Here is a 12,629-nt window from a genome sequence, read left to right as displayed (position 1 = left end):
TCCTTACTCCACACCAAATTTCACTTCATTGGCCCAATGCGCTTTCCAATCGGGATGAAAGGCTCTTGCATTCCGTTTTGAAACGCTACGCTCCTTCGCCAGTTCCATGCAGCTACCCGGCGCACCGTTATCATTCACCCGGAACGATAACTTCACCGGCTGTCCCTTGTCAATGGCGGCTTTTACATCCGGCAGCTCAGACCAGGGAATAGCACATTCCGTGATCAGGGTATTGCCTTCTCTCCGCACTGCAAGGCGGCCATTTTTCACCGGTCCCTCGCCGTCCGACTCAGGCTGCCTCGGGAAAAAGTGTTTCCGGTTCAGGCCCGGGGACAGCAACCGCCAGATCTCAGTTCCGCCGCCATATTCCGGCGCTACCTGGTTAAGCGCATATTCATAATCGGTACATTTGTACCCGGTATAACGCGGCATGGTGCCGGGCGGGTATGCCAGCATACCATCCTTTCCTTCGGGCAACACATTAAAGGCCAGCAACACATTATCATAAGCGTATCCCAGGCCGGAATTATCAGGCGTTACAGGATTTTTACGGTAAGTATAATGCCGTACGCCGGAGGGCCATATCAGCGGAAATTTAACCGGTCTATCTACCAGTGATAACGTTACTCCATCCGGTAATTGCGGCGGAGCACCCACTATATAATGCCCTGCCCTGCCATATATACCTTTCCAGTTGCCCCGGGTGTCAAGGTCTTCTTTCACAAAAATATCCCTGGTGGCAGTCGGCGCATCAAACATCAGTGCAGCCAGTTTGGGGGTATACCACCAGCCGTTGCTGTGCAGTACAATCCTTACTTTGCCCTGCAGCTGCAATACCTCCCAGGCGCCGCTCCAGAGGTTGGTAATGTTACGTTGCAACAGGCGGCGGTTGTTACTATACACTTCCAGCACCAGGTTAGGCACCCGTAGCGCCGGCAGGTATAATGCCACCTGCGTGGGCGCATCCAGCTGAAGATCCACACCAAAAGAATTGGTATTATCGCTGCTTTCCAGGTAATGCATGATGCGGCCATCTCCGTTGGGCAGCTGCAATGCGGAAGCCCCTTCTGCCGGCGCGCTGCCTTCTTTGCTGATCAGCGCCTCCTGCATGTCCATAGCATAAGCGGTATCGGGATAAAAGAACTCGTCGTCCGGGCGATGCTCAAAACGGTAAGTGCCCGGATGCGGCGTACTGTCGGCCGCTTTAGCGGCAAAATAAAAATAGTGGTCATCGTAAGCAAAATAGCCGTTGGCATAACCATTGGCCCGGGTATCGAAATTTGCGAAAGGGTACCAGGCAGCTTCCGTTAAAGTAACGGCTGCATTGCCCTGGCTGCTCACTGTTTGGGGCAATGCCGTTTTCCAGTCGTCCAGCTGCCCATCTACGTGTATACTTAACCGTGAGATAAGGTTTACGTGCATATCTTCATAATGCACTGCGGTACCATCAGCTCCTGCATCAAAGTGAACGGACAAGGGGTAGGTATTATTTACCGAAGCAGCCCCGCTTTTTATCTTTACAGGAATAGTAATGGTTTCATGCGGCGCCAGTTTCACGGTAGCCGGCGCTTCAACACGCAGGTTGCCCAGGCTTACCTGTAAACGGCCCTGTACCGGGCGGTTCAGGATATTGGTCAGTTGCAGCCACATCACCGGTTGTTGCTCAATACGGGCGGTCATATCTTCCGGGATGATCTCCACCGGCTCATATCCTTCTATGCGCGCCGTTTTCAGCTCAGCAAGCATAGCGGCAAAGGAACCTTTGGTGCCATTGGTGCGAAGATAATATCCCTGGCTGTTCAGCGGTATTTCCAGCTTACCCGCCACCGGTAAAACAGGATTGCCATAAAAATCAAACAACCGGAAATTGGCTGGCAGGATCATCTTCCCGCCCGACAATGGCTCATAAGGCGTTGGCTGGCCGGCGGCACGTAGCTTTTCAGCCGCAGCCGTTTGTGCAAGTCCGCGCACTTCCCTGAACAGCACCTGTTCCTGGCCGAATGCCTCGCCTATGTCGCCACATATCACTACGGTGCCATCATCCGCATTCTTTTGCAGGCCGTCGAACACCATTACCCAGGGCAAGCCTTTGGTAAACAGTAGCTTTTTAAAATCCCGCTCCCCTATCAGGTGCTGCACTGCGCCCAGGGCAGCGGCCTGCGACCAGGTATCAGGAATACGTGTAATCTCTTTCACGCCGGAAGGCGTATGTATTTTACGGGTAAAATGTTCGCTTCCCCTGCCGCCGGTATACATGTATCCCGCGTAAATGCCCATGGAACGGTCGTATCCTGCGGAGCGGTTAGTGGCTACGGTAAGGCCTATACGATCGTCAGTATTGCCTACCCAGCTTTCTGTATCCCAGATCTTTACCCGGCCATGAGGCGATTTGCGGTTCACCCATTCGGGATAAAGAGCGGGCGACTCCATCCCCTGGTAGTGAATGGAACAGAAATCGAAGATGGGCAGGAACGTCATTTTTCCATCTGCAAAAAGTTTATCCCAGGCATTGGAATTGGAATCGCCCCCGCCTACCAGCACATCGGCCCCTTTTTTACGGGCGTCCAGCACGGCATCCGCCATTACAGTATATATTTCGCGGTAACGCAGGATATCCGATTGCCACCCGGAAATAGACAATCCTTCCCAGGGCTCATTCCACAGGGAAACAGCCGTAACCGGTCCTTTGGGCCAGCCATACTGCACACAGAGGTGATGCACAAATTCCCTGAAATCATTATCAGACGAAGGCATCCATACCATGTCCTGCTTGGTTTTCTTCATCACGCCAGCGGAGTCGAGAAAAGAACGTGGCCTTCCAAAAGGCTGAGGGGCGGTGCCTGCGCCAAACATCAGCAATACGGTAATATTCTTCTCTTTATATGCTTTTAACTTACGGTCTATCTCTTTCATTTTTGCCGTATAGTCTTCCGCGTTAGCAGGCGTATAATCCACTCCCATACGGATGGCCTGCACACCCACTCTTTGCAGGAAATCAGCGCCCATATCATCCAGCGATTGTTTGGGATACTGGATACGTTGCGGATTGGCAGCGAAGGTGCGCACCAGGCTGGTAATAAAACGACGGCCGTATTTACCGAGGTCCATCACCAGCGCATAACCGCCAAAGCGGGGTGGTATAATGGGAAGATGATCGATATTGATATATCCTTTTGGAGAGATATTCACTTTCACGGGGGTAGTGCTGATAGTGGCAAACTTTACCATTTCCGGCAGCCATATATCGCCCGGGCGGCCTTTGGTACCATGGCTGATCAGTTCTATTTTTCCTTCGGCAACCATTGGTTTATCCAGCCGGTTCACCACCTGTATGGTGTAGGAAGGCTGCTCACCGGGCCACAGCACGTTGGCAGGATTGGATGCACCTGCCAATACCACATCATAATCATAATGCCGCTGGTTATTTCGTACGCCCATTACCGTTTCATAGTTCACCCAGTCTTCCGGTGCTTTCATCTGGGCCATACCACTCCCTGCACTGATCATCATCAGCGCTGTAATCCATAAATATTTCATCTGTTATTGTTTTATAAACTTACGCTGGCCTATCATCCGGCCATTACCCGCATCTGTGATCGCCAGTATATAGGCGCTTTGCGGCAGGCTGCTCACATCTATGTTCCATGGCCCGTTGCTTTTTGCTGCGGTCGTTTTCACTACTTTCCCGGAGAGGTCATAAATGGTGATCATACATGCTGTGGGCTTTGCCAGTTTGATGTTGATGTTCAAAGTGCTCACTACCGGGTTCGGATATACGCTTAACCCGGACGTAGCGGCCAACAGTTTTCCGGCCGCAAAGCCGCCTGAATCTGCTGCTGCGGCTGGCGGTGTCCACAGGTACAATACTATCTTGTTGGCGTTGTAATCGTCTTTGGTGATCATGTATTCGCCGGTGGACCGGTGATAGGCTTTGATCCCATACTGCGAGTCCACGTCATTGCCCACGTATACATTAGGATTGCTGCTGTTCATGGTAAGTACCAGTGCGCCGGTGCTAAGGTCAAATACATCGATATCAGGAATAGCATAATAACCCACAAAAAGATAATTGCCCGCAGCCGACATCGACTTTGCCTGGGCCCTGCTGAGCGTAATAACGGTATCGGGGGTACGATTTCCGGCCAGCCAGCCATGATATACTTCTATGCGGTTACCGATCAGCGTCCAGTCGGTGCTGCCGCCGGCCAGTACCATTACATCACTGGCAGGGATGTATTGCAGCTGGTTCAGCCGCGCAATGGAAGCAGGCGTAGGTGTTGAGATCACTGGTCCCCAGATGGGTTTTCCGTTTGCCGCAAATCCTGTAAGCGGGTAATGCTGGATGGCATTTGTTTTATCCTGTGAGATCCAGATATCTCCCAGGGAATCCAGGCAAAACCCGTTCCTTACTTTCGTGATCGTATCGCCGGGAATAGCAATATATCCGTCTGTAGCAGGATTGAAATAGTAGGTATAGAAAACATCTGCGTTCTGGTTATTGGCTACCAGGATACGGTGCCCTCCTACATTGGCGAGGTGCCCGAAATGTTGGCCCCGCGCGCGGTCGCTCATCTGGATGCGCGCATCCCAGGGGTAACGGTATGGGTCAACGGTGTTGGCCACATAAGCGCCTCCATCGGTACCGGTATAGGAGTAAATGATATTGCCGCTGTAAAGTAATTCGCCATCTGTGCCGGCATCTGCGGCGGCGCAGCCTTCAAAGTTAAGCGCCTGCAGGGTCCACATCAGGGCGCCGCCGGTGCTGTAGCAATGAATATCGGTAGCGCCGTTGCGGCCCAGGTCCCAGGTACCTCCCCATGGATTATTCAGTACATATAGTTTTCCGGAAGCGTCGCGTCCAATACCTACCACCCTTGTGAAACGCTTGTCGCCCGTGGCGCCGCGGATACCGCCGGTTTCATTGAGATAACCGCCTGACGCGCCGAAGGTGCTGCTCAGTACAGGCGTTCCCGTTAGGTTTGTATAAATTTTGATATTCATATCCGGTCCCTGGTCGCCCACCAGTAGTTGTCCCCGGGCGCTGTCGGCATACAACGCAGAAAGGCGGGATGTTGTGCCCACATTCAACACGATGCCGGCTACGCCGGTGGAGTCGAACCGGCGGATGTTGCCACTGCCCAGCTGCACTACCCATACCGCGCCGGAGCTATCGATGGCAATGGGGCCGGGCGAGGTAACCGCCCATTGCCTTATCAGAACGCCGCCGGTGGTGAATACTGCCACCCGGTTGCCGCTGGAGTCGCTTACAAACACGCGGCCCGCCGAAACAGCAATGCCTGTAATGGCATCGCCCGTGCCTGTACTGGCGGTAAACAACAGGTCGCGCAGTTTGGTGCTGCGGTTGTAACGGCCTATTTTACCACTGTTAGGGGCCTGCTGTGCGGTGAATATATAGGTGGCATTGCCGCCTATAGCGCTGCCCTGCGATTCTTTGGTACCGCCCATGCCTCCAATGGTAGCTCCGTTCTGATAGATACCTATATTGCGGCCTTTTTCATCCCATAACGACGCTGTATATACTACTTCCTCCGGCGATACCCACATAGAGCGGGCGCAATTGCCTACATAGTGGGTAACATCAGAAAAAGTATTACCCACCCAGGTAGTGGTATACTGTGCATAGCTGAAACCGGCTGTTAACAACAGCCATAACGTGGAGATAATATGTTTCATCTTTATCAATTTAGATGTTAGTATCCGTTATTCTGTACCAGTCGAGGGTTACGGCCTATTTCCCTCAAAGGAACGGGCCACAACGTTTGGTTGGCCGTAATGCCTAATACGGCTTCTGCCCTGCCGGTGCGCACCAGGTCATAAAAGCGGTGCCCTTCAAAAGCCAGTTCCTTGAAGCGTTCATTTTCTATTGCCAGGGCAAGATCTGTTTCACCGCCATAAGGAAAATCGTGCATGCCCGGTGTGGTCAATGGCTCCGCGAAAGCCCTGCGGCGTATGATGTTCAACGCTTCAATAGCCCCGGCTGTTTTCCCCAGGTTGTTCAGCGCTTCTGCTCTTACGAGGATAATATCTGCCAGCCGCAACGCAATAATATCAGGCTCTGTGCCGCTGGTTAAGCGGGTATATTTATTTACATAGGGCAGCGCAGGATCAGAAGTGGTGAGCCCCAGGGCGGCATTCTTCCGGATATCGCCGGTTTCATAGGCGTTAATGATCTTTGCGGTGGGCGTTATCTGGTAACTACCCGGTTGTATACCTGCGGGAATACCATTCACGGGCACGTATAAACTAAACAGTCCATTGGCCTGCGAAGAGGAGCTGATGAACTGTATTTCAAATATCGCTTCGGTGCCGTTTTTACCACTGGGAGAAAACATATTACTGTAGGCGGTGCTACCGCTTACCAGTGTGTATACGGGGCTGTTCATTACCTCAAGGGCTTTGGCGGCTGCAGAGTCATAATTCTTTATACTCAGGTAAGCCTTTGCCAGTAACGCTTTGGCCCCACCCTGGCTGGCCCTTCCACGGGTGGATGAAGCAGCCGCGAAGGTAGCCGGCAACATGGCTTCGGCCTGTTTCAGATCCGAAATGATCTGCCCGAAAACACTGTCAACCGATGAGCGCGGCACCGTAAAATCAGCATTGAAAGAAGTATAAGGTTCCAGCACCAGCGGTACAGGACCGTATGCCTTTACCAGGTTAAAATAAAAATATGCCCGCAGGAAGTAGGCTTCTCCCAGCAGCTGCTGTTTCCTTCCGGCTACAAACAGGCTGTCTTTCATACCGGGCACATGTTTCAGCAAATCGTTAGCGCGACCAATACCCGTGTAATTATTCTGCCAGTAGCTGGCCACAAGAGGGTTATCTACCGGGATACCGTGATTAGTAAAAGGACTGTAATTGATCAGTAAGGCCGTAGTAGCATCAGACGCAGCGTCGAAAGCTACGGGGAACTGCATGGCCATACTTTGTATGGCGGGGTAAATGCCTACTGCAGCGCTTTCCGCATCGTTGGCGGTTTGCCAGAAATTTTCATCTGCAATAGTGTACTCAGGTACCTGGTCCAGCACTTTTGTACAGGAAGCCAATACAATGAGAAGATATATGAGTCGTAATTTTTTCATAGTGGCTGCTTTTAAAAGTTCACATTTAATCCAAGCAGGAAGGTACGCGCCTGCGGCTGTACCGCCCAATCGATCCCCAGCTGTGAGTTCTTCACCGACTGGTTCTGCGATTCAGGGTCCAGGCCGGAATAGCCGGTGATAATGAAAAGGTTCTGCGCGCTGGCGTATACCCTGGCGCTGCTGATCCTTACCTTCTTCAGCAGGTCGGGCTTAAAAGTGTATCCCAGCGTAATATTCTTCAACCTGATAAAGGAGCCGTCTTCCACGAAACGGTGCGATACCTCTCCATTGGTCAAACTGTTGGGCGTAACAGGATCATTGAATACGGCCTTGGGTACATCCGTGTTGGGATTTTGCGGGGTCCATCGGTTCAGCGTACGTGCGTCGCCGTTATTATAGCCGCTCATACGCTCCAGCATGCTGCGTGTTTGGTTATATACCTCGTTGCCATACGACCAGTACAGGAAAAAGCTCAGGTCTATTCCCTTATAGCCAAAGGTATTGGTGATGCCACCGGTGTAATCCGGCAACGCATTGCCCAGGATCACGCGGTCGGCTGCCGTTATCCTGCCATCGTTATTAATATCATCATACACCATGTTCCCGGTTTTCGGATCTACTCCTTTGCTACGGTAGCCAAAGAAAGAGCCAACGGATTCGCCTACACGAAAAATACTGGTAGGCAATGTGGTGCCGAATGATCCTGGCAGGCTTTCTGTGAAGTCGGAGCTGGAAGGGTCGCCGGCCACGGTTTCAGGCAGGCTGGTAATTTTATTCCTGTTGAAATACAGATTGAAGTTGGTGTTCCAGGTGAACTTACCGCGGATATTATCGGTGTTGATTCCTATCTCCAGTCCTTTATTTACCATCTGCCCGATGTTGGCGCCATTGGTACGTGCAAAGCCGGAGGTATAGGGAAGATCCAGTTTAAAGATCAAACGGTTGGTCAGTTTACGGTAGGCATCTACCGTAACGCTGATCCTGTTATTCCAGAAACTCAGGTCCAGCCCGAGGTTGGTAGCGGTGGTCGCTTCCCAGCTTAAATCCACATTGGATAAAGAGGTGGCAGCAATGCCGGCTTCGGCGCCATAGTTGTAACCGGTAGAATAGGTAGCGAGTGCGGGGAAGTCGCTCCCCAGCCCTTCATTGTTACCTGTAACGCCGATGCTTACACGAAGTTTCAGCTCATTAATAAAACGCTGTTGTTTCATAAAAGCTTCGTTGGTAACCCGCCAGCCTGCAGCCACGGAAGGAAAGAAACCATAGCGCCTGTTTTTACCGAAACGGGAAGAACCATCTGTGCGTACTACGCCTTCCAGCAGGTAACGGTCGTCGTAGTTATAGCTCACCCGGCCGAAATAAGATACCAGCCCCCATTGCGAGCGGTAGTCCAGCGGCGCCGAGAGCGAGGTAAAACCGGTTACCGACTGTATGATATCGGTTGAATTGGTGTTACCCGAAACGCTGATCCTTCTTACATTCGCTTCCTGTGCGCTCTGCCCGAGCAAAGCGGTTAACTTGTGCCGGCCTTTCAGCATGGGTGTATAGGATAAGGTATTTTCATTCACCCATAAGAATTGTGTGAACACTGATACAAAACCGCTGGCCGCAGAGCCGTTGTTCACCAGTTTCGACTGGTATCGGTCGTCTGTTACCTGCTGGTTATCAAAGCCAAAACTGGTTTTAAATTTCAGGCCGGGTAGTATGCTGTATTCGCCATAAATATTGCCGATGTAACTGTTTACGATCGACTGGAACCTTAAATTATTAGCGATCATCACGGGGTTTGTCCAGCGGCGGTTCCTATCGGTGTAATATGTTCCGTTGGGATTATAGATGGGATCATTGGGATTTTCTATCAGGGCAAGCGCCAGTACAGATTGCCCGGAGAAGCTGTTGTCCATACGGTTGTTGGTAGACCTTACCCCTGTTACGTTTACGCCGATCTTCAGCTTGTCGGTAGCGGCAAAGTCGAAGTTCACCCGCCCGTTAAAACGTTTGTAATGCTGCAGTCCGACGATAGTCCCTGTCTGATCAAAGTAACCCAGCGATACGTAGTGCGATGTTTTGCCTGTTCCCCCGGAGATAGACAGATTATAGTTAGATACCGGGGCTGATCTGAAAATAGCATCCTGCCAGTCGGTATTACGGCCGGTAACCACTACCGCAGAATCTACCGGTAAGCCGGCATTCACGCGGGATTCTTTGAACAGCTCCACGAACTGTTCCCCGTTTAGTAATGGCAGCCGTTTGGGGATATCAGCCACGCCGGTATACATGTTAAAATTAAAGCGCGACTTACCCTCCGCACCTCTTTTAGTCGTGATGAGGATAACACCGTTAGCGCCCCTGGAGCCATAGATGGCGGTAGCAGCGGCATCTTTCAGAATCTCCACTGATTGTATATCGTTGGGGTTGATGTTATTGGTAGTGGCTATTCTTTGCCCGTCGCCGGAAACGCCGTATTGTGCTGCAGGAAGGTTGCTCATAGGCACACCATCTATCACGTACAGGGGGCGGTTTTCGCCGAACAGCGACCCGTTACCACGGATACGGATATACGTTTCATCGCCGGGGGCGCCGGAGTTCTGCACTACCTGGATGCCTGCCGCTTTTCCCTGTAAGGCTGCGTCCAGGCTGGTTACCGCCACACCGGTAAGCTCACTGCCTTTGATGGAGCTTACTGAAGAAGTGAGGTTCTTTTTTTGCTGGGTGCCATAGCCAACCACTACCAGGTCGTTCAGCGAGGAGCTCTGTACCTTTAGTACGATGTTAAGGGAAGATTGGCCGTTAACGTTTACTTCTTTTGGCTCGAATCCAACATAGGAGCATACCAAAACGGCGTTGTTATCCGGCACGGCCAGTGAAAAATTGCCCTGGTTGTCTGTAGTGGCGCCCAGCGTAGTACCTTTTACGCGGATGCTTACTCCCGGCAACGGGTATCCTTTTTCATCGGCTACTTTACCGGATACGGCGATCCTGTTTAACTCCTTTCCTGCCGGAACCGGTGCTGTCTTTTTAGTGATCACCACTATTTTATCCGTTATTTCATACTGCAGGGAAAGATTGCCCAGGAAGGATTTCAGCACCTGTTCCAGCGGCTGGTCCTTACATTCCAGCGATACTTTATTGAGCGCTGCAGGCGGCTGATCGCGCCAGATAAAAGAATAGCCCGTTTGTTGTTTTAACAGCGCGAGCACTTTTTCCAGCGGAACATTTTTTACAGAGATAGTTACATTTTGTGCATAGGCGCTTATATGCAGCAGCAGGATGGCCATAATAATCCATAGCGGTTTGCCGGGCCATCTTTTTACAGCCGGGAGAATACCTGTGACAAGGAATTTCATATTTTAACTCGTGGATTTTAAATATTAGCAATCATAAACGTGGAAATTTAACCGGGTATGCACACAACGCTCCATGCCGGGGCCCCTCGGCGATTGGTTTTTCAGCTGATGTGCATACAATGTGTGATCCGTGCAGCGATCAGGTCATGACAAATACATTTAAAAGGTTGATTTAATTGGCCTCATGATAAGGCATCACGGTAATAGTTCTTCCCTGTATCTTAAAACGTACGATTTTGGTCAGTTCAAGTGCTTTCAGTAATTGTGATATAGTGGCTGTTCTGGCTACGATGCCCGACAGTTCAATGCCTGACATATCTCCCTCGTATTTTATTTCCACATCATACCAGCGTGATACCTGTCGCATAATGGTGCTGATATTTGTCTCCTTAAAATTAAACTCCCCGTTTTTCCAGCCCAGTATTTCTTCCATAGCAGGCTTATTGATCACTAATTCGCCGGAGGTACCCAGCACCGCCTGTTCACCGGGATGTAATACCCTGCCGGCGTTTATTTTTACCGCGCCTTGTACCAGCGTGGTTTTCACAGCGTCTTCATCGGCATAGGCCATGATATTAAAGGCGGTACCCAATACCTGTACCTCCATGCCTTTAGCGGTTACGATGAATGGTTTGTTATCATCCTTAACGATATCGAAGTAGGCTTCTCCCGAAACTTCCACCATTCTTTTATCATCAGGAAAAGCGGCGGGGTAACGGATGGAAGATGCCGCGTTGAGCCACACATGTGACCCGTCCGGTAAAATAAGCTGGTACAGGCAGCCGTTAGGTGTTTGCATGGTATTGTATACCAGGCCGGTGTTCTTCTGTGAAAATTGTTTATAAGCCAACTGCCCGTTGGCCAGCTTAATTACCTGCGCGGAGCCCTGTTGGGCGATGGCGCCGTTAGCGGCACTGTCGAGCGCTATACGGGTGCCATCGCCCAGGATCAGCACCGGGCGTGCTGTTCCGGGTTTCAACTGTGTTTCCTGTGTTATAGCTCTTGTTCTTTTACGGGTATTCCATTCCCAGCTTACTGCCAGCAGCAATAAAAAGATAGCAGCTGCCGCCGCATACTTGAACCAGGAACGGGCAACAATGGGTTTTCTGGCCGGATGCAGCACCGGTATCATCTCGCTTTGTTTTGCCTTCATCATGATCTCTTCCGCCATTTCCCCTGCATCAAAATCTGCCTGCTCGGCATAGTCCGGATCATTAAAGGCTTCCTGCAGCAATTGGGAGAGCCTGGCCTTGTTTTCCGGCCGCAGGGCCATACTCCTGAACAAGCGGATCTCTTCCGCGTTCAGCGCTCCGCTCATATATCTTTTAAATAATTCCTCAAATGTAACTTCAGACATATACCGATGCAGATTTAATACTCCCCGTTATAAGGACGGAAAACAAAACAGGGGTAAGACAGTAAAATTGAAAATTTCATAAAAAATAATTGGAAGCCAGGAACAGCAGGGCAAAAACACTTTCGGAATGCCGGCCAAGGTACTCCCGGATACTGCGCAGGGCCCTTACAATATAGGTTTGTGAGCTTACCACGGAGATATTCAGTTTCCGGGAGATCTGTACATGACTTAACCCATTGAAACGGTGCAATACGAAAACCGTTTTCACTTTTTCCGGGAGATGCTCAATGGCCAGCAGCAGGATCTTTTCCAGCTCCTTGTATTCCAGCCCGGACTGGGCATCACTGAAAGGCGCTTCCGAAAGATGATCGGCCAGGAATTCAATATTATCTGTATGCAGTACCTTCTTCTCCAGGTGATCCATGATAAGATTACGGGCACATACATAAATGAACGTGCCTACCTTTTCTACACCAGGGAGCTTTACCCGGTTGTTCCATAACTTAATGAAAATATCCTGTGAGAGGTCTTTAGCCTGTTCTGGCGAGCGTGTGAGGCGCAGCGCCGTACCGTATACCTGTGGCCAGTATTGTTTAACGAGAACCTGGAAGCTCCGTTCATCTCCGTTGGCAACGGAGAGCAACAATTCCTGTTCATTAGCGTGGATCATAACGGGTAGTGATCCATGAAAATAGTATAAGTGAATGGAATTTGCAAAATTGGGAGGGAAGAGAAAACGGAGAAGCGTAAATAAACGCCCTGTTATATTTATATTATACCCTTAAGTAAAGCAATAATGCGGCCACGACAGGCCATATCGTATAG

At 50.7% G+C, this 12,629-nt stretch carries 6 protein-coding genes; all 6 read right to left on the bottom strand.

The annotated features are described in order from the left end of the window. Positions 1-3: 3 nt before the first annotated feature. The gene (locus tag FN124_RS28305; protein WP_142688166.1) at positions 4-3,537 is read right to left on the bottom strand and encodes a DOMON domain-containing protein; all 3,534 of its coding nucleotides are present in this window, start codon (positions 3,535-3,537) and stop codon (positions 4-6) included. 3 nt (positions 3,538-3,540) lie between these two features. Next, entirely contained in the window at positions 3,541-5,694 is a 2,154-nt protein-coding gene (locus tag FN124_RS28300) for a T9SS type A sorting domain-containing protein (protein ID WP_185937431.1), read from the bottom strand. Positions 5,695-5,711: 17 nt separating this feature from the next. Continuing rightward, complete coding sequence (locus FN124_RS28295; RefSeq protein ID WP_142688165.1) at positions 5,712-7,100, bottom strand: RagB/SusD family nutrient uptake outer membrane protein; 1,389 nt, start codon at positions 7,098-7,100, stop codon at positions 5,712-5,714. Between the two features lie 11 nt (positions 7,101-7,111). After that, positions 7,112-10,447 carry a SusC/RagA family TonB-linked outer membrane protein gene (locus FN124_RS28290; RefSeq protein ID WP_142688164.1) on the bottom strand — a complete coding sequence of 1,112 codons (3,336 nt, stop codon included), beginning with the start codon at positions 10,445-10,447 and terminating at the stop codon, positions 7,112-7,114. Between the two features lie 172 nt (positions 10,448-10,619). Next, the gene (locus FN124_RS28285; RefSeq protein WP_142688163.1) at positions 10,620-11,804 is read right to left on the bottom strand and encodes a FecR family protein; all 1,185 of its coding nucleotides are present in this window, start codon (positions 11,802-11,804) and stop codon (positions 10,620-10,622) included. Positions 11,805-11,880: 76 nt separating this feature from the next. Further along, complete coding sequence (locus FN124_RS28280; RefSeq protein ID WP_142688162.1) at positions 11,881-12,474, bottom strand: RNA polymerase sigma factor; 594 nt, start codon at positions 12,472-12,474, stop codon at positions 11,881-11,883. Positions 12,475-12,629 lie beyond the last annotated feature (155 nt).

It is taken from the genome of Chitinophaga polysaccharea (assembly GCF_902150045.1).
GTDB classification, from domain to species: domain Bacteria; phylum Bacteroidota; class Bacteroidia; order Chitinophagales; family Chitinophagaceae; genus Chitinophaga; species Chitinophaga polysaccharea_A.
The sequence above is the reverse complement of the archived record's forward strand: the minus strand, read 5'-3'. Positions and strand labels throughout refer to the sequence as shown.